The organism is Campylobacter concisus, assembly GCF_050447485.1.
GTDB classification, from domain to species: Bacteria; Campylobacterota; Campylobacteria; order Campylobacterales; family Campylobacteraceae; genus Campylobacter_A; species Campylobacter_A concisus_BQ.
The window spans coordinates 1,799,292-1,819,701 of the sequence record NZ_JALMFY010000001.1 but is presented as its reverse complement, the minus strand read 5'-3'; the positions used below and the strand labels follow the sequence as shown (position 1 = coordinate 1,819,701).

Genomic DNA, 20,410 nt, shown 5'->3' with positions numbered 1-20,410 from the left:
TCATAAAGTTTAAGTAGGGGACAGATCCGAAAGAGCTTTAAAATTTTAAAGGAGCAACGATGAAAAAGATCGTCTTTTTAATTCTTGGTCTTGCTGCATTCGCATTTGGCGCTGACGGCGAGATGATCAGATCATATTCAGTTATCGCTGGCGGTATCGGCCTTGGCCTTGCAGCTCTTGGCGGTGCTATTGGTATGGGTAACACAGCTGCTGCAACTATCAGCGGAACAGCTAGAAACCCTGGCGTTGGTAGCAAACTTATGACTACAATGTTTATCGCACTTGCGATGATCGAAGCACAAGTTATCTACGCACTTGTTATTACACTTATCGTTCTTTACGCAAACCCAATGCTTGGCTAAGCGTAAAGCTTAAATTTAGCCCCTTTTTGGGGCTTTTGTTCTTTTTGCGATCATGGTGGAATTGGTAGACACGCTATCTTGAGGGGGTAGTGCCGCTAGGTGTGCGAGTTCGAGTCTCGCTGATCGCACCATTTTTCTCTCTTTCTAAATCAAAATCTTAAATTTCTAAGCTATAAAAAGGAAAATTTTATGTTAGACAAAAAACGTGCCTTAAAACAATTACAAAATGAAGCAGACGATGCCGCTATATACTCACTTCTAGAAGCTAGCGAAAAAGACGATGAGAATAAAAAAATACTTCGCAAATTAGTCACCGAAGAGAGACGTCATTATGCTTTTTGCCAAAAGATAACTGGTGAAAGCAGAAGTGCAAATTTATTTAAAGTCATTTTCTATACGATACTTGTTAAAATTTTTGGCACATCTTTTACCCTAAAATTTATGGAGTCACGCGAAGAAAATGCGGAGAAATTTTATCTTGATATCGTAGATGAATATCCTGAAGCTCGTGATATTTATGAAGAGGAGATGAACCATGAAAATAGTCTAATCTCCATGTTAAAAGACACAAAACTCGTAAATGCTGGTGGCATCGTGCTTGGCATGAATGATGCTTTAGTTGAGCTAACAGGCACACTTAGCGGCATCGCGCTTGCATTTTCGAATACAAAATCAGTTGGCGCAACAGGCCTTATCATGGGAGTAGCAGCTGCACTTTCTATGGCTGGCTCAGCATATCTTGAGTCAAAAGAAAATCCAAGTGACGAGATCAAACCGCTTACTTACTCGCTCTACACGGGCGGCTCATATATCATAACAACAGCGTTTTTGATACTTCCATTTTTCATCTTTACAAGCGATTTTTACGCCGTTTTGTCGATGTTTTTCTTTGCTTTAATTGCCATCATCACTTACAACTTTTACATAAGCGTGGCAAAGGAGCTTAAATTTTTACCAAGAGTGATTGAGATGTGTGTGATAACTTTTGGTGTTGCGATCATATCTTTTGGCATCGGCTTTTTAGTTAAACACTATTTTGGACTAGATATTTAATCCAAAATTTCATACCAAGTGTAACTATCGTCTCCAAAATTCCCACTAAAAAGTGGTTTTAAATTTAAATCAAGCCTTAAATTTTCACCATTTTTAAAATTTGAGCTTTGATAGATAAGTAGCCACTTTACATTTGCTAGCTTGCCCTCTTTTGCGAGCTTTAAAAACTCACCAGCTCCTTCAAACATGCTAAGGCCTTTTAAATTTAGCTCTTTTTGTACGCTCACCTTGCGATCTGGCACACTAAAAAGCGGTATTGTTTCATCAAATTTATCACTTCTTGAGTAGATTATGATGTCTGGATTTTTACCGCCACTTACTAGCCTGCTATCAAGCTTTGGTCGGTCTGTCCGCACTGTGTTACCACCGATCACCAATGCATCTATGACGCTTCTAAGTTTATGCACATGCGTGCGGCTAAGCTCATTTGTGATGATGCCGCCACTTGCCACGCCGTTTTTACTAATGGCGATTTTTAAAAAGCTAAATCCACCATTTTGATATGCCAAAAATGGCTCAAGTAGCTTATCGCAGCGCTCTTTTAAAATACCAAATTTAACTCTCATACCAGCACTTTGAAGTAAATTTCCGCCGCCACTTGCTATTTTATTTTCATCACGGCTGCCAATTATGACCTCGCTAAAGCCAAGCTCTTTTAGCAAATTTGCACAAGGTGGCGTTTTACCGTGATGTGAGCAAGGCTCAAGGGTGACATAGGCTTTTGCATTTTTTAATAAATTTGAGTGGTTATTTAGTATAAATTCGTAGGTAAATTTTGGCTCTAAAAGGCCAAATTCGCCATCTTTTATCTTAGAGCTAAATTTAGCACTATATGCTTTTATAAAATCATCTTTAAATTTTTCACTTTTTTTGCAAAGCGCAAAGAGTATCGCTGTCGGTTCAGCGTGTAAATATCCAGCCTTTTCATGAGCCTTGCAAGATAAAATTTGCCCACTTTCATCAAGGATAAGGCATCCAACGGCTGGATTTGGATAGGTCAGGATCTGAAATTTCCAAGCCTCACTTAAAGCAAGACCCATGTAAAATTCGTCGTTCATCCATGCCCTTTAAATTTAAACACACCAGCGTTTGCCAGTGTGTTTTCATAAATTTACGACAAGCCGTCGATTTTGCCGTCTGCGTCTATCCTCATATTGACCGCAGCTGGCACTTTTGGAAGTCCAGGCATTAGCATGATCTTGCCGCAAATAGCGACGATAAAACCGGCTCCCGTTCTGATATCAAGGTCTTTTACACTAAATGTAAAGCCCTTTGCTCTGCCCAAAAGCTTCGCATCGTCGCTAAATGAGTACTGTGTTTTTGCGATACAAACTGGCAAATGGCTCAAATTTAGCTCTTTTATCATCTCGAGCTTTTTAAGAGCAGCCTCTTCAAAAACCACCTCGCCAGCTCCATAAATTTCCTTAGCGACCTTTTCTATCTTAGTTTTTGTATCATCGCTCATCTCGTAGGTGAAATTTATCTTGCTTGGCTTGTCACACGCTTTTAAAACTAGCTCAGCTAACTCAAGCGCACCTTTGCCACCTTTTACAAAATTCTCGCAAACTGCCACTTCTACGCCAAGCTTTTGGCAGTACTCTTTTACAAAATTTATCTCTTCATCAGTGTCAAAGCCAAATTTATTAAGCGCCACAACTACATTTTGACCAAATTTGACTTTTAAATTTTCGATGTGTCCGCCAAGGTTTTCGATACCTTTTTTAAGTGCGTTCATATCTGGTTTTGTGATCTCGTCTTTATTTGCTTCGCCGTTATATTTTATCGATCTGATCGTGCTTACAAGCACTACAGCTCTTGGTTTGATCTCAGCAACCCTGCACTTTATATCTAAAAATTTCTCCGCGCCAAGCTCCGAGCCAAAGCCAGCTTCAGTGATGACGTAGTCAGCTAAATTTAGAGCTGTTTTTGTTGCGATGACGGAGTTGCAGCCGTGTGCGATGTTTGCAAATGGGCCACCATGCACGAGCGTAGGTGTGTGCTCAAGTGTTTGAAATAAATTTGGCTTGATCGCATCTTTTAAAAGTATGCAAACAGCGTCCTCGCAGCCTAGATCACGCACGTAGATAGGCTTTTTATCGCTATCATAGGCGACCATGATGTTTGCCACGCGCTCTTTTAGATCAGAAAGGCTTGTTGCTAGACAAAGCACAGCCATGATCTCGCTTGCAGCGGTGATGTTAAAGCCATCTTCTCTTGGCACGCCATCAGTCCTGCCGCCCTGACCAACGGTGACAAATCTTAGCGCGCGGTCGTTCATATCCATACAGCGCTTCCATAAAATTTTCTCTATTTTTAGTGGGTTTTCTTGATAGAGGCTATTATCTATCATGGCAGAAATTAGGTTATTTGCCGATGTTATCGCATGAAAATCGCCAGTAAAGTGTAAATTTAGATCCTCCATCGGCGCAAGCTGCGAGTAGCCGCCACCTGCTGCTCCACCCTTTATGCCAAAAACTGGTCCAAGAGATGGTTCGCGAAGTGCCAAGCAAACCTTTTTATTAAGTAAATTTAGTGCATCAGCAAGACCTATTGACATAGTCGTTTTGCCCTCGCCGTATGGGGTTGGATTAGTCGCGGTGACTAAGATGAGCTTTGAGTTTGATGGCTCAAGTCTAGGAGAAATTTTAGCCTTAAATTTGCCGTAAAGCTCAAGATCGTCTTCGTTTAAGCCTAGTTTTGCGGCAACTTTACTGATGTGTTCTAACTTCGTTTGGTGAGTTATCTCGATGTCGCTTAGCATTTTACCACTCCAAATATGTTTTTGCTTTTTTTATCTCACTGATGTTGATCTCAAAAATTCCCTCTTCGTTTTCTACTGCAACGCTCTCTTCGTCAGCTTTTACGAGCCTTCCTGCAAATTTCTCAGCCTCGGTTTGAACTTTAACTAGCTCACCAACGCTCGCTTTAAAATGCGAAGGCTTGCTAAGCTTTCTCTCAAGGCCAGGCGAGCTAACCTCAAGGTTATAATCCCCGCTAACTGGCGGTGTCACGTCAAAGATAGGTGAGAGCAGACGGCTCACTTTTTCGCAGTCATCAAGGCTCACTCCGCCATTTTTTGTGATGTAGACTCTAAAAATAGCCCTGCCATTTTCATTTGCGATCTCGCTGTCATAAAGCTCTACGCCGCATTCGCGTACTAGTTTGTCTAAATTATCCATTTTTGTTTAAATCCTTTGAAATTTTATCAAACAACTTATCCATATGATTTTGATACTCTAATCTATCGTCAAATTTAAAGTGAAAATTTGGACATCTATACCAGCCCTCAGCCGCCATGCAGTGGTTTTGCAAATGCCTACAAACGCGCTTTAAATGCCCCAAAATATACTCTTGCTCGCGCTCATCAAACATCATCTTGTCAAGATAGACAAAAGCGTCGTATCTGCCCTTTTTGCACTCGACGTCAGTGACGCAAAGTCCTTTTAAAATGCTATCTTCAAGAGTGGCTAGAGCCTCTGGTATGAGCTCTTTTAGCACACTCTCTGTTCTCATACGCTTTATTTCGTTAGCGTTCATAGAGTAGCTTTCTCCTTGACTTCTTTGAAACTTTCGATGTAGTCATTTTCTCTAATGTCGTTGAAATTTTCGATACCAACGCCACACTCGTAGCCTTTAGCAACCTCTTTGACGTCATCTTTGAAGCGTTTTAGTGAGCTAACTAAGCCCTCATAAACGACCACACCTTCTCTAATAAGGCGAATTTTTGCCCCTCTGTTTATCGTGCCCTCAGTGACGATACATCCAGCGATAGTGCCAACTTTTGGCACGTGGATCACTTGACGAACCTGTGCTTGGCCAAGCTGCTCTTCTCTAATGATAGGTGACATTAGTCCGCCCAAAATCGCCTTCACGTCGTCTATTAAGTTATAAATAACATTGTAAGTTTTTATCTCGACGCCGCTCTCTTTTGCCTTCTCTTTTATCTCGCCAGTTGGCCTTATGTTAAAGCCAAGGATAATACAGTCGTTACTTGCACCTGCAAGCGCAACGTCGCTTTGCGTGATGCCGCCAACGCCTGAGTGGATCACATTTACTCTGATCTCGTCATTTGCTAGTTTTTCTAGGCTCGCTTTTAACGCTTCAAGTGAGCCGCCAACGTCAGCTTTGATGATGACTGGGAGTGTCTTTAGCTCGCCCTCAGCGATCTTAGCACTAAGCTCATCGATACTAACTTTCGTGCTCTTGCTAAGCTCTTTTTGGCGGATATATTCAGCCTTTTTCTGTGCGTACTCACGAGCTTCTTTATCAGTTTTTACGCCTATCAGTGTCTCGCCAGCCTCTGCTATCTCGCTAAGGCCTACTATCACGCCACATTCGCCTGGTTTTATCTCTTTTAATGGCCTACCCTGATCATCAAGCAAGCTTCTTATTTTACCGTATGCAACGCCGGCTACGACTGTATCTCCGACATGAAGCGTACCGTTTTCAACGATGATGGTAGCCACTGGACCACGGCCTTTTTGAAGTGAGCTCTCGATGACAGTAGCTTTTGCGTTTGCCTTTGGATTTGCCTTTAGCTCCAAAAGATCAGCTTGTAAAAGCACGATCTCAAGTAGATCATCTATGCCCATGCCTGTTTTTGCAGAGATCGGCACAAATTCATACTTGCCACCCCACTCTGTTGGCATGATATCAAGCTCAGCAAGACCAGTTTTTACTAGATCAGGATTTGCTGACTCTTTATCCATTTTGTTTATTGCGATGATTATTGGCACGCCTGCAGCTTTTGCGTGGCTAACTGCCTCTTTTGTCTGTGGTTTTACGCCGTCATCTGCTGCAACAACGATGATAACTATATCAGTTACACCAGCGCCCCTTGCACGCATAGCTGTAAATGCCTCGTGACCTGGAGTGTCGATAAATGTGATGTTTCTACCATTTTTATTTACCATATAAGCGCCCACGTGCTGCGTGATACCACCAGCCTCGCCTGCTGCTACGCGAGACTTTCTTATGTAGTCAAGTAGTGAAGTTTTACCGTGGTCGACGTGACCCATGATGGTTATAACTGGCGCTCTTGGTTGGAGATTTTCATCGTCTTTTATCTCCTCTTCATAGGCTGCTACGTAGTCAAATTCTTTTTGATCGTCGATGATATTTACCTCGACATTAAACTCATCAGCCAAAATTTCTATCGCATCTTCATCCAAAAAGTCGTTTTTAGTTGTCATCATGCCAAGCATAAATAGCTTACCTATGACCTCGCTAGGCTGCTTGTTTAGCTTCTCAGCAAATTCATAAACGCGAATTTCTTTTGGGATATTTATCGAAGTTACAACTTCGCTATTTTGTTTATTTTCAGGCTTTTTATGTTTTTTTCTAGCTCTTCTTTGTATGCCGCCCTCGCCAAACGAATTTATCGTGTTATTGACGGTTGTTTTCATCGCATTTGGCTGTTTTGTCCTTTGCATCGGAGCTGGAGCTGGGGTTTTGAAGCTAAAATCAGGCAACACCACCACATCTTCATCTTCAAGCACGATGTCACCAAAGTCGCTTCCACCAAGCAAGTCCATCTTCTCAGCGCTATCCTTTTTGCTTACAACCGTTACTTTTTTCTCTTTTTTCTTTTTTCTAGCCAAATTTTCATCGCTAGCAGAGAACATACTCTTAAAATCGCTAATGTTAGTAACAGCCGCCTCGGCCTTTTTCTCCTCTTTTACAGGAGCTGGCGCCTCGTAATCTTTTTTCTTTTTAACTATCACAAGGCCGCGTCTTTTTTGGGTCACATCAGCCAAGCTCTCTTTTGGTTTTGGTGCTTCTGCTGGCTTTTGCTCGACCTTTACAGGCTCTTCTTTTTTAGGCTCGGCTTTAGGTTTTACCTCTGAAATTTGCAACTCTTTTTTAGGCTCAGTCTTCGCCTTTTCAGGCTTTGGCTCAGCCTTAGCAGCTGCCTTTTTAGGCTCAGATTTAGGCTTTTCTTCTTTTTTAGCCGGCTCTTTTTCTGCCTCTTTTTTAGGCTCTTTTTTTGCTTTTGGCTCGCTCTTTTTCTTTTTAAATTTATCTGGTATTACGCCAGTTTGAACGTATTCATATATTGCTTCAGCCTCTTCAAGGCTCACAGCATTTGAGTGAGTTTTGACCTTTAGGCCTAGTTCTTGAGCTTTTTCGACTATCTCTTTACTTGGGTAGCCAAGCTCATTTGCGATCTCTGAAATCCTAACATTGCTCATTTAAGAGTATCTCCTTTAACTTCGGTGCGTCAAGTCCGAGGGCACCTTTAGTTTGTTTATCAATTATTTTTTTTAAAATTTTGTCGTCTTTTTGCAAACAGCCATCACACAGATAGAAACTGCGACCATTTCCTTTGCCGCACTCCAAATTCTTGCCTACCAAGCGGTATCTTTTTAGCAAGTTTTGAGAAAATTTGACTTTGCAAGCGACGCATGTCCTTACTGGATTATTTTTATTCATTATACCTTTTTAAACTTGTTTCTAGCTTTGCGTGATTTCGTATCCATCGTTATCAAATGAAAAAATTTCCACTCTAAAATCACCAAATTTACTCTTTAAAGCATCTTGTAAATTTTTAGCGTCGTCTTTATAAGCGATGTTTAAAAAACTTGAGCCTGAGCCTGAAAGTGTGCTCATTAGCGCTCCATTTTCATAAGCTACCTTTCGCACCTCAAAAAGCTCTTTTAAAGCGCTCATTCTGCGCTCTTCGTGCATCATATCCTCACTTGCTACCCTTAAAAGATCATATCTTTTTTCATAAAAACAAGATGTCAAAAATGCAGCGTGAGAGAGGTTATTTACGCACTCTTTCATGGTGTAGTTTTTTGGCAAAATTTGTCTTGATGATGCCGTACTCATCGGCTTATTTGGGATAACAATAACCGCTTTTATATCATCGCTTAAATTTATTTTATTTGCATAAACATTGCCATTTTTTACGATAGCACTGATAAATCCACCGTGAACTGCTGGCGAGATATTGTCCGGGTGGGTTTCATAGATGATCGCTTTATTTAAAACGACGCTTTTGCTGGCCTTAAACCCAGCCATCTCGTAAGCTGAAGCTATAGCTCCAACGATCACTGCAGAGCTACTGCCAAGTCCTCTTGAAAATGGGATATTGTTTTCAAAAACTACTCTAAAATTTTCATTTTTTCCAGTTAGCTCTAAAAAAATTTCATTAAAAATACTTAGAAAAATGTTGTTTCTTTTTAAATTTACACTATCGCTTCCCTCGCCATTTATCGAGACCGAGCTAAATTTAGATGGTTCGATCTTTACGCTATTAAAAAACTTTAAACTAAGCCCCAAAGCGTCAAAACCAGGTCCTAAATTTGCACTCGTAGCAGGGATTAAGATATTCAAATTTTCTCCTAAACAGCTTGGATGATATAATCTGGAAGTGTATCTGAATTTAGTTTTAATTCATCTAAATTTAAAGGCAACACAAATCTCACAGGCTCAACTTTTTCAAGTGAAATTTCACCATTTTTTAGAACAAAACTTAAATTTTTATTTGCCCTGATCGCTTGGCCGCCATTTAGACTAAAGCCACTAACTGCGTAAAACTCGCAGCCCTTTGCCAAAGAAAAAGTTTTCAAGATGACATAGGCCACCTTTAGCCCCATGAAGCTGCCTGGCGTGTTTGCGTATATGATCTTTGTGATATTAAATTTAGAGGATAAATTTTCTAGGATTTTTATTAGAGCTTTGCTGACATGCTCGTCAGTTGCGATCTCATCAAATTTTACGCCATCTTTATAGACTCCAACTAAAAGTGGAGTCGATAAAGAGACTACTAAAATTTCAATATTTTTTATGCAAATACCTTTTGATACTCTTTTAAAAGCTCGCCACTAAGCGTTGCGATCTCATAATTTTTCTCATCTGCCATTAAGGCAATCGTTAGTTTGTGATTAAGATCGTGGCTGCCAGCAAATGCTGCGTAATCCCCAAGTAAAGGTGCTCCAAGCAAGCTCAAATCGCCAACTGCATCTAAAATTTTATGTCGTACAAACTCATTTTCAAATCTCAAACCCTCTGGATTTAAAATATGTGTATCATCGATAGCCACAGCGTTATCAAGTGACGCACCAAGGGCTAAATTTTGAGCTTGCAAGCGTTGCAAATCTTTTAAAAAGCCAAAAGTTCTAGCACGAGCTATATTTTTTACAAATGAACTCTTGCTAAATTCAAAAACATATCTTTGTTCGCCGATAACTGGGTGGTCAAATTTGATCGTATAGTCAAATTTTGGATTTCTTGAAGGCGAAGTTCGCACAAATTTTGACCCCTCAACCACCTCGACCTCGCGGCGGACAAGGATGACTTTTTTACCAGCGTCAAGATGTCTTATACCAGCTTCATCAAGCAACATACAAAAGCTTATCGCACTGCCGTCCATGACAGGAATTTCGTTTGCATCAACTGAAATTCTAATATTATCAATGCCGTATCCATTTACAGCTGCCATTAGGTGCTCTATCGTGCTGATAAAGCCCTTTTCGTTGCCAACGACGGTTGCCATTTGTGTATTTATAACGTTTTTAGGCTCAGCTTTAAAACTAATACCAAGATCTTCGCGGTGCAAAATAATACCTGAATTTGCATCAAGAGGTTCTAGTATAAGTCTTATCGGCTCACCCTTATGAAGCCCTATACCAACGGTCTCAACGCGTCTTGCGATAGTAGTTTGTTTCAAAAATTTTCCTTATATTTTTTTGTTCGCTTATGATAGCACTAAAAAATCAAATTTGCAAATTTAATTCTTATCTATCATCGCCTTTGCGGCATCTAAGACACTTGTCACATTGTCTTTTATCCACTTTTTATCCATCCATTGTTGAGGTCTTACCTCTTCGCCTTGGACCAAAATTCCAAAGTGAAGGTGATCTCCAAGCGCAAGACCGCTCGTTCCAGTTGTGCCTATTTGATCGCCAGCAGCAACCATGTCGCCCTCTTTTACCTTCGCACTTGAGCAGTGTCCGTAAAGTGAGTAAAGTCCAAATCCATGATCGATCACAATGTTTAAACCATAAATTCCATTCTCAGATGCTAGCACAACGCGACCTGCATTGCTAGCTATTATCGGAGCTGATGCCACGCTTGCAAAATCTATACCCATGTGCCATGATTCACTTACTTGCTCATTATTATATGTATAGAAACGGTGGTCGGCAAAATCAGCTACTTTCTTACCATTTCTAAGCGGGTAAAATGGGATGATATTAAAGCCATTTGTGATGTCAGTATCGACGTTTGAAGTAAGCGCTGTTATCTTCTCTTCGTTTGAATTTCTTAGTGTTTCATTGACAAATTTCATCTTATCAAGCCTTGAAAGAGCATTTGGATCTTTGGCGTATTGATCTGTTAGATCAACGATCTTTCCGTCTAAAAATCTATCATTTAAAGCAATGGTTGAAGTTTTGTATTTTACATTTTCATAAAAATATCTCACGTGAGATTTGCTCTCATTGCCCGCAAAGTCTCTTGCGATGACCTCTGCGCTAAAGTTTTCAACTTGCACTGGCCAAGCAACAAGTGCTGCATAAAAACCCTCTTTGTAAAATGGCACGGCCTTAAATTTCTTACCAAAATTTGTCTGGACATAGACCTCTTTTAGCTGATTATCAGTCGCTCTAAAGACGACAACTGCACTACCGCCTTTTGAGATAGAGTAAGACTGTGAAAGCACGTAAAGATCAGGCTTTGATGTATCAAGTACGACTTCAACTTTTTTGCTTGCTTTATTGCCAGTAAAAAAGCCCCATTTGCTAGTATCGACCGCTTCTATACTCATCTCATAAGTGTCTTTTTGAGCAAAAAATCCAGTCTTTGGGAAGGTCAAATTTACATCAAGCTCAGTGCTTGGATTTTGTATGATTTGATTTAGTAAATTTAGGTCATTTTTGCCGTCATTTATGCTAATGCGCACAAATTTTATGCCGCTGTCATCTTTAAATTTGATATTCATAGGCGAGCGAAGGTTCCAATAAACCTTATCAGCAACGCCGATGATTGGCTCGTTTCGCTCAAAGTCTTTCGACATCAAAGCATAACCAAAGCCACCAGCCAATATCAAAACAAGTAAAACTACAACAATGCCAAAACCGTCTATTCCACGTTTATACATATATTATTACCTTAAATTTTATTTGCGAAATTCTACATATAAATCAATAAATTTTTAGTTAATTACAAAATTTCTCTTACAGCTCTAGCTTCGCTCATCCAGTCAAAAAGCTCATCCCAGCGCTCGTCTTTTATGAGGTCTTTGCATAAATTTAGCTCTTTTTCAAACATATTTATCGCTGCAATGACATTGTTTTTATTTTGCTTAAAGATATCGCTCCACATAAATGGCGAACTCTTTGCAACACGTATCATACCCTTAAATGTCGGTCCACCAAGTGCTACGATATGCCTTTTATCCTCTTCTTTTAAGATCCCGCTAGCAAGCGAAAATGCAATAGCGTGAGGCAAATGTGAGATGAGACCCACGTGATGATCATGCTCTTTTGCACTCATGAAAATGATCTTCATACCAAGGCAAGAAAATAGCTCAACGCTTCTTTTTACATGTTTTTCTGCACTCTCAGCAAAGTCGCAAACTATGACAGTTGCGCCTGTGTAAAGTGACTTAAAGGCAGCTTCTGGACCAGAGTACTCAGTACCTGCCATCGGGTGAGCTGGGATGAAATTTTTACGAATTTTCTCTGGCACGGCTTCTATTATCTTTTGCTTTGTAGAGCCAAAGTCGATGATCGTCGTATCTTCACTAATGTCAGTTAAATTTTGCACGATGCTTACGATAGCCTCAACTGGAACAGCCAAAAAGATGATGTCACACTTCTTTTTCATCTCATCAATGCTTAAAATTTCATGCACCAGACCAAGATCGAGTGCTTTTTTGCTGTGATTTTCATCTTTGTCATATCCGCTGACACAAGAGATCAGCTTCTCATCTTTTAGTGCAAGACCAAGCGAGCCACCCATAAGACCAAGTCCGATGATACCTATTTTCATAAAAAACCTTTAAAATTATAAAATTTAAATTTTTTAAAAATAAAATATGATATTATACGCACTTATACTAAAACTCTAGGTTAAATTTAATGAAAAAGAAATTATTTTTACTAGCACTAGCCTTAAGCGGTCTAAATGCGCAAACGATTCAGTCAATAAATTTCAAAGGTCTAATCCACCTTTCACCTGATGTAGCCACTCAGATAATGGGGCTAAAAGTCGGTCAAGAGCTAACTCCAAAGCTTAGCGATAAGGCCATCACAAATTTATACAAGCAAAATTATTTTGATGATATCTACATAGAAGATACAGGTAGTGGCAACCTTTTAGTAAAAGTAAAAGAGAAGCCAAGTGTCGCTAGAGTCGATCTAAAGGGTGTTGTGACAAATGACAAAACTGCGATCGAATCGCTAATCAACATCAAACCTGGCAATATGTATGATGATCTAACTATCGAAAAAACAAAAGAGAGAATTCGCCAGTACTACGAGTCAAAGGGCTACTTTGACACAGTTGTCGACGTAGAAAAACAGCCAGTTGCAGACAACGACAGCTCGCTTTTCATCACTCTAAACATCAACCGCGGCGAAAATATGATAATCAAAAAGGTAAATTTAGTCGGGGCAAAAGAATTTGACTATGATGATATCGAGCCAGTAGTTGCAAACAAAAGTAGAGAATTTATGGGCTGGCTTTGGGGCAGAAACGACGGTAAAGTTAAACTTTTCGAGCTTGAAAACGACCCAGCAAGGATTCAAGATAAATATTTTCAAAAAGGTTATCTAGACGCGACAGTTTCGTCACCTTACCTAAATGCGTCATTTGATAACTACACAGCTGATCTTACATATTACATCCACGAGGGCGAGCCTTATAAGGTTTCAAATGTAAGCATCACAGCACCTGAAGAGCTAGGACTTGATACTAAAAAGATCATAGATGACTTTAGACTTGAAGCTGGCGATACGATGAACTCGGCAAGACTTCGCCAAGATATGAAAAAGCTTGACGATATGGTCGCTGACAAGGGCTATGCATTTGTCAAAGTCTATCCAAAGACTGATAAATTTGATGAAAATAAAACAGTTGATATCGACTACGAAGTAGATCCTGGCGAAAAAGTATATATAAGAAATGTTCAAATTTCAGGAAACGACAGAACAGTTGATCGTGTCGTAAGACGTGAGCTATATCTAACTGAGGGAAATTTATATAGTAGAACCGACCTTCAAGACTCAAAAGATGCATTAAAAAGAACAAGCTACTTTGACGATGTCGAGATAGAAGAAGATCCAGTTGATAAAAACACAGTCGATCTAAAAGTAAAAGTAAAAGAGGCATCAACTGGCTCAATAAGCGGCGGTATCGGATACGGAAGTAGCGATGGCTTGCTACTTAATGCTGCACTTTCTGACACAAATATCTTTGGCTCTGGTCTTCAAGGACAAGTAAGCGTTGATAAGAGCGATAGAGAGCTTTCTGGTCAGATAAGTCTTACAAATCCAAGAATTTTTGACTCAGAGTATAGCCTTGGCGGAACACTCTATGCAAACGACTATGACTGGAGAACATATAAAGAGAGAAGCTACGGCTTTAGCACAACACTTGGTAGAAAATTAACTAGAAATTTAAGTGCATCACTTACTTATAATATTGAGCAAAGTAAAGTTACTCTAAAAGATGATGAACTAAGAGATATTAATAGATACACAGGTAAAGAAATTTATAGAGAAGGCAAGGCTATAAAAAGCGCTATAACTCCAGCTTTAACATATAACAGCACTGATGACTACTACTTACCAAGGCGCGGTATCATAGCCAGTACGTCATTTGAGATAGCAGGACTTGGTGGTGATATGGATTTTGTTAAAAACCGCACAAATTTCAACTACTATCTAGGCCTTAGAGAGTACATCGACTACGATCTTATCCTAAGATATAAAGCAAGCTTTGGCAAAATTTGGGAAAGAGGTTATACTCCTATCAACGAAAGACTTTACCTTGGTGGTATAAGAAGCTTGCGTGGCTACGAGAGCAGAACCGTATCTCCAAAAGTAAAATATAATGGCGACTACTATGAATACGGCGGCGAAACATCATTTAACAACTCAGTTGAGATGAGCTTCCCTATCATAGAGCGTGTTAAAATGCGTGGTGTTGTATTTTATGACTATGGCATGATCGGTGAAAATAGCCTAAACGAGATAAAAAGATCATCAGTTGGTACAGGTATCGAGTGGATAACACCTATCGGACCACTTCAACTAATCTTCGCAAAAGCTCTTAAACCTAAAGAGGGCGATGATACAAATACATTTGAATTTACTATCGGAAGACGCTTCTAATAAAATACTTTTAAGGGGCAAGCTAGCCCCTTAAATCCCCCGCAAACAAACAAACTTTAAGTCATATAAGAAAAAGCAAGGCTAACATTAGATATAATCCCACAATTTTTAATATAAGTGGGTAAAAAGATGAATTTCTCAGACATTTTTTCAAAGATAAGAAAAGCTCAACCTCGTCCAGAAGAAGCACCTACACACTGGGTAAAATGCGACAACTGCCACTCACTGATGTATTACAAAGAAGTTGAAGCTTGTTTTAATGTATGCCCAAAATGCGGCTACCACATGAGATTAAAAGCTGATGATCGCATAAATTTGATCTGCGATGAAGGTAGCTTTGTAGAATTTGACGCAAATTTAAAGCCAGTTGATCCTTTAAATTTTGTCGATAAAAAATCATACAAAAAAAGAATCACAGAAAATAAAGAAAAAACAGGACACACAAGCTCAGTGATATGCGGCGAAGGCAAATGCGAAGGACAAGAAATTCAGCTAGTTGTTTTTGACTTTGGCTTTATGGGCGGCTCACTAGCTTCAGTTGAGGGCGAAAAGATCGTAAGAGCGATAAAACGCGCGATCGAAAAACGCCAAGCCTTGATCATCGTAAGTGCATCTGGTGGCGCTAGAATGCAAGAGAGCACATTTTCTTTAATGCAGATGTCAAAGACTTCAGCAGCCCTAAAACTTCTTGATGAAGCAAGATTACCATATATTTCTATCCTTACAGATCCTACGATGGGCGGCGTTAGTGCATCATTTGCATGGCTTGGAGATCTAATAATCGCTGAACCTGGCGCGCTAATAGGCTTTGCAGGGCAAAGGGTCATCAAACAAACCATAGGCGCCGATCTTCCAGAGGGCTTTCAAAGGGCTGAATTTTTGCTTGAACATGGTCTTATAGATGATATCGTGCCAAGAAGCGAGCACAAAAAATATATAAGTGATATGGTTAAATTTCTTACAAATAACAAAGCTATGATCTCTAAAAGCGAAGTGACTACTCCTAGCGAAGCTGGCTTTGAGCTAAAGCTAAAAACCAAAGGATAAGTTTGGAAATTTCGGTTTTTAGCATTCAAAAATCATCGCGTGACAACTTTGAAAACGAGATACAAGAATATATAAAAATGAGTGCAAAATTTGCCAAGATAAACGACAAAATAATATTTAATGAAAAGATAGCAAAGGCTCAAAGCAGTGGCAGAAGCGATGCGCTAAGAGCTTATGATGAAATTTACGAGCCAAATTTAAAAGGCTTTTGTGTGATGCTTGATGAAAATGGCTCACAGCTTGACAGCCAAGAATTTGCTCAAATTTTAAACTCAAATTCACAGATCAATTTTTTCATAGGTGGAGCTTATGGGCTTAGCCAAAATTTAAAAAACAAGGCACAAAAAGTCGTAAGCTTAAGCAAGATGACTATGGCGCACAAAGTCGCCAAGCTCGTACTTTTTGAGCAAATTTTTAGAGGGCTTTGCATAAATGCAAACCACCCATATCACAAATAAAGGAATATAAAATGACTCAAAACGAGCTAAATTTTTTCAAAAAGCTACTTGAAGAGCGAAAATTACAAATCAAAAAAAATATTTATGACTCATCAGTTGAAGTAAGCGGTTTAAGAGATAGTGGCGTAAGCGATGAATTTGACATCGCTTCAGTAAATACCGACCAGCTTATAGAGCAGTCTATCTCAACCCAGCAACGAGCCGAGCTTCACGAGATCGACGAGGCGCTTGAAAAGATAGCAAACAAGACTTATGGAATTTGTGACATGTGCGAAGAGGAGATCGGCATCCCTCGCCTAAAAGTAAAACCGCATGCAAAATACTGCATAGCTTGTCGTGAGATAATAGAAAAAACAGCAAAAAACTAAGGAGAAAATATGAAAACCAGAAAATTTCTCGTCTACTGCATCATCTACACAGCAGTTGTTGCAGGACTTACCTATTCTCTTAATAGTTCAGACTTCACCTTTGAGCTCTTAGGTCAAGCCATAACCTTGCCAGTAGCTGTCTGGGTGGCACTTCCAGTAGCTCTTTTGGCGCTCCTTGCCCTACTTCACATCGCATATCACGGATACGCCTTTTATAGATATAAAAAATGGATAAAAAAAGATAGTCAGCTCTACAAAGACCTTGCAAAAGAGACGCTTCTTGGCTTTGAGAGCAACAAAGACTTTAAAACTGACACTTACAAGATCGCCTCACAGCTCACTCGCTCTATCTCACCAGTAGGCGAGCTTAAAGACGTTGGCGTTGATGACGGCGAGATAAACAACATCTTGCAAACCATAAAAAGCATAAAAAACAAAGAGATCGTCGATCTAAAGAAATTTAGACTAGCAAAAGATAGCAAGCTAAACATCCTAAACGAGCTAAACAAGATCGAGCAGATGCCTACTTACTATCTTGATGTGCTTAAAAATCAAGAGCAAAACGATAGCCTTAAAAAGGCAGCCTTCGATAAGCTCATAAAAACAGCTTCATTTAATGAGATCAAAAAAATCGATCCAGAGCTAGCAAGCGAAGATATAATGACCATTATCACGCGTTTTGTAAATGATGAGATCGACCTAAGTAGCGATGAAATTTTTGGTCTTCTAAATAATGCAAAAGTAACAAAAGCACAATACGACAAAGCAGCTATAATGCTTAAAAATAAACTAAAACCAGACGCATTTATCGGCATCTTTGAGAAGCTAAAAAGCATCCATGCTGACGCTGATGAAGCCTACGTATATGCGCTATTTGAGCTTCAGATGCTTGATAAAGTAAGAGAAGCTATCGAGGGCAGCGACCCTGATGAGTTTAAAGAGATAAAGGTTTTACTATTTTTGCGAGATAATGGCAAAATGGTGCCTAGCTCGCTATTTTTTAAATGATAGACTTTAGTAAAAAGCCACTTTTCTTAGCGCCACTTGCTGGTTTTTCTGACCTGCCGTTACGAAGCGTCGTCAAGAAATTTGGCTGCGACGTCACTGTTAGCGAGATGATCAGCGCAAATGCTCTGGTCTATGAGAGCAGTGACAAAACCCTTGAAATGCTTAAAAAGTCCCCAAACGAAGAGCCCTACGTCGTCCAAATAGCTGGTAGCGACATAGAAAATTTAAAAAAAGCCGTGTTGATAATCAATAAATTTGATGGGATTTATGGGCTCGATCTAAACTGTGGCTGCCCTGTACCAAAGGTCGTTAGACAAGGCGCGGGATCGGCTTTGTTAAACGATCTTGACAAACTTCAAAGCATAATCGAAGCCATAAAAAGCGTCTCAAACAAAGAGAGCCTAAGCATTAAATTTAGACTTGGCTTTAACGACAAAAATGAAGAGAAAATCGCAAAGGCCTGCGAAGAAGCCGGCGCAGACTACATCGCAGTGCATGGTCGCACCAGAGCCGGTGGATATACGGCGAAGGTTGATTACGAAGCGATCGCTAGAGTAAAGGCGAGCGTGAAAATCCCAGTCGTTGCAAATGGCGACATAAACGCGCAAAATGCAGATGAAATTTTAAATCTCACAAAATGTGACGCCCTAATGATCGGCAGAGCAAGCATCGGCAACCCTTGGATATTTCACGAGATAAAGACCAAAACTAGCGTGGATAAGGCGCTAAAACAAGAGATCATCCTAGCTCACTTTGATGCGATGATCGAGCACTACGGCGAGCACGGACTTTGCATATTTAGAAAGCATCTGCACCAATACAGCAAGGGTATCGACAGCGCAACAACCTTTAGAAACGATGTAAATTTCATCAAAGATGCTCACGTGATGAGAGAGCGCATAAAGGAGTTTTTTGCCTAGATGCAAGGCTACATTCTGCGCGTGCAAAAAGTCAGAGACGAGGACCTTTTAGTCTTTGTACTAACGCCAAATTTGCTCGTAAAGTCGTATAGATTTTTTGGCGCACGGCACTCAAACATCATGACTGGCTATAAGATCGACTTTGAGCTAGAGCAAGAGGCGAAATTTCTACCAAAGCTTAGAAGCATACTTCATCTTGGCTTTAAGTGGCTGCTAGAGCGCGACAAGCTCATCATTTGGCAGCAGTTCATGCGCCTACTTTATGATCATCTAAAAGAGGTCGAGCAACTCGATGAAATTTACTTTAACGAGCTTGATCGCTGCGCCAAACAGATGCAGCTGCAAAATCCAAAACGCCTCATCATCGAAAGCTACGTCAAAATTTTAGAGTTTGAAGGTAGGCTTCACAGCGAGCTTGAGTGCTTTATCTGCGACGAGGAGATAGAGAGCGAGCTTTGCTTAACTCGTGGCTTTTTGCCCTCTCACAGGCACTGCCTTGATAGGAGCGAATTTGACGCTAGCAAGATCAAAAATTTGTTTGATACAAAAAGCACGATCGAGCTAAATGACGATGAGATAAACCGCCTTTATAAGATTTTACTTGACGGACTTTAGGCTTTTACCTTTGTCCTCTCATCAAATTCTTTTAAAACATCCATTATCTTACTTGCTAGCCCCTCAAGCGTTTGATCTTTTTTAAGCTCTAAATTTCTAAGCTTTAAAATCCTAGCTAGTATATCTTTTAAATCTTTCTTGCCAGATAGTATCTCATCATAATAAGCCTTTGGTATGCCTATCTCACTTCTATCTTGTTTTGTAAGTATTAATGAACTTTTATACACACTAAGAGCCTCGTCAGTTATCCTTGTTGTGCCACCTTGCAGTGCAAGACCTTGCTCGTTTTTTAAAAATGCGACAAAGATTTGCTCCTTTGTATAGCCTTGTTCGTTATCATATACGGACATATCAGGCTTGAAGTCATATCCAGCACTGCTAACCCACATATAAGGGATAGTATGCTCAGTTGTCATCACTTCTGGAGAGAAGTCAAGGAAATTTCCATTGACTTCTACATTTATATCACTTAGATCATTTATTAGCTTGCGTGCATTTTCTACGTCTTGAGTTGTTCTAAAGATATGAGTTATCTTTTCATTGCTTCTATCGGTTAGTCCATCTAGCTCATCGCTCGACATCCTACCCATTAGGTATTCGTAATGCTCTATTTTTTTATCTTTTGAAAAGTAGCCCTTTGGCATCTTTGCCAGATCTTCATTTGAGTAAAATTCTTTACCCTTACTAATAACTCCAGCTGAAATTTGATCAAAAATTTTATAGTATTGTTTTATAGTGTCTGCTAGATCGATATTTGCAAAGCTATCCTCTCCAAATAGCGCATTATCCTTTCTTGTATCCATTAAAATATTTGTAAAGTTTGGGTGCTTTTGATTGTGCAGCACTATCGCATCAAGTGTGCTTTTGTGGATTTTAAAGTCCTGTGGTAAGCCTGCAGCCTTGTTAAAATCAGCCCCCATAAATCCTTTAGCATCTACACTATATCCATAACCCTCTTGTGAAGTAAATTTAGCCTGATAAAGAGAGTCGATACTGCTAGATGAAACAAAGTCATTTTTAGGAATAGTGGTTTGGCTGATCGAATTTATATTTGGAGTGTTAGGCAAGAAATTTGCAAAGCCTTCGTTTTTTGTCTGTTTTTGGTAATGCTGTTTTGTTAAGATGGAGTTATAAGAGACTTTCATAGCTTACTCCTTGAATTTAGCTTCAAAGAGTAAGCAAAAGTTGTGCCGTAAATTTTTATCAACAGGGGAGCATTTTGTGTAGAGAGAAGTC

At 39.8% G+C, this 20,410-nt stretch carries 20 protein-coding genes and 1 tRNA gene; 10 read left to right on the top strand and 11 right to left on the bottom strand.

What is annotated here, in order from left to right:
- Positions 1-59 precede the first annotated feature (59 nt).
- The 3 genes from MTT29_RS09215 to MTT29_RS09205 all read left to right on the top strand — a co-directional run bounded on the left by MTT29_RS09215 (position 60) and on the right by MTT29_RS09205 (position 1,415).
- Positions 60-362 carry a F0F1 ATP synthase subunit C gene (locus MTT29_RS09215; RefSeq protein ID WP_004317263.1) on the top strand — a complete coding sequence of 101 codons (303 nt, stop codon included), beginning with the start codon at positions 60-62 and terminating at the stop codon, positions 360-362.
- Positions 363-408: 46 nt separating this feature from the next.
- Positions 409-493, top strand: a tRNA-Leu gene (locus MTT29_RS09210).
- Positions 494-551: 58 nt separating this feature from the next.
- Complete coding sequence (locus MTT29_RS09205; RefSeq protein WP_429800417.1) at positions 552-1,415, top strand: VIT1/CCC1 transporter family protein; 864 nt, start codon at positions 552-554, stop codon at positions 1,413-1,415.
- Here MTT29_RS09205 and ribD read toward each other — a convergent pair.
- The 10 genes from ribD to MTT29_RS09155 form a co-directional block, all read right to left on the bottom strand.
- A complete protein-coding gene (ribD, locus tag MTT29_RS09200) occupies positions 1,412-2,473 on the bottom strand; it encodes a bifunctional diaminohydroxyphosphoribosylaminopyrimidine deaminase/5-amino-6-(5-phosphoribosylamino)uracil reductase RibD (protein WP_429800416.1) in 1,062 nt (353 codons plus the stop codon). The two genes, MTT29_RS09205 and ribD, sit on opposite strands and share 4 nt — an antisense overlap.
- A gap of 53 nt (positions 2,474-2,526) precedes the next feature.
- Positions 2,527-4,176, bottom strand: coding sequence for a formate--tetrahydrofolate ligase (locus MTT29_RS09195; RefSeq protein WP_429800415.1), 1,650 nt, complete (start codon positions 4,174-4,176; stop codon positions 2,527-2,529).
- A gap of 1 nt (position 4,177) precedes the next feature.
- Entirely contained in the window at positions 4,178-4,594 is a 417-nt protein-coding gene (gene rimP / locus MTT29_RS09190; protein ID WP_103636474.1) for a ribosome maturation factor RimP, read from the bottom strand.
- Entirely contained in the window at positions 4,587-4,952 is a 366-nt protein-coding gene (rbfA, locus tag MTT29_RS09185; protein WP_004317240.1) for a 30S ribosome-binding factor RbfA, read from the bottom strand. The genes rimP and rbfA overlap by 8 nt, the downstream gene beginning before the upstream one ends.
- Positions 4,949-7,606: a translation initiation factor IF-2 gene (gene infB / locus MTT29_RS09180; protein ID WP_429800414.1), complete on the bottom strand. Its 2,658-nt coding sequence runs from the start codon at positions 7,604-7,606 to the stop codon at positions 4,949-4,951. Before infB ends, rbfA begins: the two co-directional genes overlap by 4 nt.
- A 262-nt stretch (positions 7,607-7,868) precedes the next feature.
- Positions 7,869-8,753, bottom strand: a complete 885-nt coding sequence (gene thrB, locus MTT29_RS09175; RefSeq protein ID WP_429800413.1) for a homoserine kinase — start codon at positions 8,751-8,753, stop codon at positions 7,869-7,871.
- An 8-nt stretch (positions 8,754-8,761) separates the two neighbouring features.
- Positions 8,762-9,124 (bottom strand): glycoprotease, encoded by a 363-nt coding sequence (locus MTT29_RS09170; RefSeq protein WP_429800472.1) that lies wholly within the window; start codon positions 9,122-9,124, stop codon positions 8,762-8,764.
- 80 nt (positions 9,125-9,204) lie between these two features.
- Positions 9,205-10,089 (bottom strand): UDP-3-O-acyl-N-acetylglucosamine deacetylase, encoded by an 885-nt coding sequence (lpxC, locus tag MTT29_RS09165; protein ID WP_429800412.1) that lies wholly within the window; start codon positions 10,087-10,089, stop codon positions 9,205-9,207.
- A 60-nt stretch (positions 10,090-10,149) separates the two neighbouring features.
- Entirely contained in the window at positions 10,150-11,520 is a 1,371-nt protein-coding gene (locus tag MTT29_RS09160; protein ID WP_148787212.1) for a M23 family metallopeptidase, read from the bottom strand.
- Positions 11,521-11,582: 62 nt separating this feature from the next.
- Complete coding sequence (locus MTT29_RS09155; protein WP_429800411.1) at positions 11,583-12,413, bottom strand: prephenate dehydrogenase; 831 nt, start codon at positions 12,411-12,413, stop codon at positions 11,583-11,585.
- A gap of 89 nt (positions 12,414-12,502) precedes the next feature.
- Between MTT29_RS09155 and bamA the strand changes: the two genes are divergently transcribed.
- The 7 genes from bamA (at position 12,503) to recO (ending at position 19,174) form a co-directional block, all read left to right on the top strand.
- Positions 12,503-14,758 (top strand): outer membrane protein assembly factor BamA, encoded by a 2,256-nt coding sequence (bamA, locus tag MTT29_RS09150; protein WP_149715671.1) that lies wholly within the window; start codon positions 12,503-12,505, stop codon positions 14,756-14,758.
- A 129-nt stretch (positions 14,759-14,887) separates the two neighbouring features.
- Complete coding sequence (gene accD, locus MTT29_RS09145; protein WP_429800410.1) at positions 14,888-15,805, top strand: acetyl-CoA carboxylase, carboxyltransferase subunit beta; 918 nt, start codon at positions 14,888-14,890, stop codon at positions 15,803-15,805.
- 2 nt (positions 15,806-15,807) lie between these two features.
- Positions 15,808-16,263, top strand: coding sequence for a 23S rRNA (pseudouridine(1915)-N(3))-methyltransferase RlmH (locus MTT29_RS09140; protein WP_009294328.1), 456 nt, complete (start codon positions 15,808-15,810; stop codon positions 16,261-16,263).
- Between the two features lie 11 nt (positions 16,264-16,274).
- The gene (dksA, locus tag MTT29_RS09135; protein WP_009294329.1) at positions 16,275-16,631 is read left to right on the top strand and encodes an RNA polymerase-binding protein DksA; all 357 of its coding nucleotides are present in this window, start codon (positions 16,275-16,277) and stop codon (positions 16,629-16,631) included.
- 9 nt (positions 16,632-16,640) lie between these two features.
- A complete protein-coding gene (locus MTT29_RS09130) occupies positions 16,641-17,639 on the top strand; it encodes a LapA family protein (protein WP_429800409.1) in 999 nt (332 codons plus the stop codon).
- Positions 17,636-18,559 (top strand): tRNA dihydrouridine synthase, encoded by a 924-nt coding sequence (locus MTT29_RS09125; protein WP_429800408.1) that lies wholly within the window; start codon positions 17,636-17,638, stop codon positions 18,557-18,559. Before MTT29_RS09130 ends, MTT29_RS09125 begins: the two co-directional genes overlap by 4 nt.
- A complete protein-coding gene (recO, locus tag MTT29_RS09120) occupies positions 18,560-19,174 on the top strand; it encodes a recombination protein RecO (protein ID WP_107929658.1) in 615 nt (204 codons plus the stop codon).
- On the opposite strand, the gene MTT29_RS09115 is transcribed toward recO, so the two are convergent.
- Complete coding sequence (locus MTT29_RS09115; RefSeq protein WP_429800407.1) at positions 19,171-20,319, bottom strand: Cj0814 family flagellar-dependent secreted protein; 1,149 nt, start codon at positions 20,317-20,319, stop codon at positions 19,171-19,173. The two genes, recO and MTT29_RS09115, sit on opposite strands and share 4 nt — an antisense overlap.
- Positions 20,320-20,410 lie beyond the last annotated feature (91 nt).

What these genes read in the sequence shown, in the direction of transcription:
- MTT29_RS09215 (WP_004317263.1), top strand. Translation starts at nt 60, where the DNA reads ATGAAAAAGATCGTCTTTTTAATTCTTGGTCTTGCTGCATTCGCATTT.
- MTT29_RS09205 (WP_429800417.1), top strand. Translation starts at nt 552, where the DNA reads ATGTTAGACAAAAAACGTGCCTTAAAACAATTACAAAATGAAGCAGAC.
- ribD (WP_429800416.1), bottom strand. Translation starts at nt 2,473, where the DNA reads ATGAACGACGAATTTTACATGGGTCTTGCTTTAAGTGAGGCTTGGAAA.
- MTT29_RS09195 (WP_429800415.1), bottom strand. Translation starts at nt 4,176, where the DNA reads ATGCTAAGCGACATCGAGATAACTCACCAAACGAAGTTAGAACACATC.
- rimP (WP_103636474.1), bottom strand. Translation starts at nt 4,594, where the DNA reads ATGGATAATTTAGACAAACTAGTACGCGAATGCGGCGTAGAGCTTTAT.
- rbfA (WP_004317240.1), bottom strand. Translation starts at nt 4,952, where the DNA reads ATGAACGCTAACGAAATAAAGCGTATGAGAACAGAGAGTGTGCTAAAA.
- infB (WP_429800414.1), bottom strand. Translation starts at nt 7,606, where the DNA reads ATGAGCAATGTTAGGATTTCAGAGATCGCAAATGAGCTTGGCTACCCA.
- MTT29_RS09160 (WP_148787212.1), bottom strand. Translation starts at nt 11,520, where the DNA reads ATGTATAAACGTGGAATAGACGGTTTTGGCATTGTTGTAGTTTTACTT.
- MTT29_RS09155 (WP_429800411.1), bottom strand. Translation starts at nt 12,413, where the DNA reads ATGAAAATAGGTATCATCGGACTTGGTCTTATGGGTGGCTCGCTTGGT.
- bamA (WP_149715671.1), top strand. Translation starts at nt 12,503, where the DNA reads ATGAAAAAGAAATTATTTTTACTAGCACTAGCCTTAAGCGGTCTAAAT.
- accD (WP_429800410.1), top strand. Translation starts at nt 14,888, where the DNA reads ATGAATTTCTCAGACATTTTTTCAAAGATAAGAAAAGCTCAACCTCGT.
- dksA (WP_009294329.1), top strand. Translation starts at nt 16,275, where the DNA reads ATGACTCAAAACGAGCTAAATTTTTTCAAAAAGCTACTTGAAGAGCGA.
- MTT29_RS09130 (WP_429800409.1), top strand. Translation starts at nt 16,641, where the DNA reads ATGAAAACCAGAAAATTTCTCGTCTACTGCATCATCTACACAGCAGTT.
- MTT29_RS09125 (WP_429800408.1), top strand. Translation starts at nt 17,636, where the DNA reads ATGATAGACTTTAGTAAAAAGCCACTTTTCTTAGCGCCACTTGCTGGT.
- recO (WP_107929658.1), top strand. Translation starts at nt 18,560, where the DNA reads ATGCAAGGCTACATTCTGCGCGTGCAAAAAGTCAGAGACGAGGACCTT.
- MTT29_RS09115 (WP_429800407.1), bottom strand. Translation starts at nt 20,319, where the DNA reads ATGAAAGTCTCTTATAACTCCATCTTAACAAAACAGCATTACCAAAAA.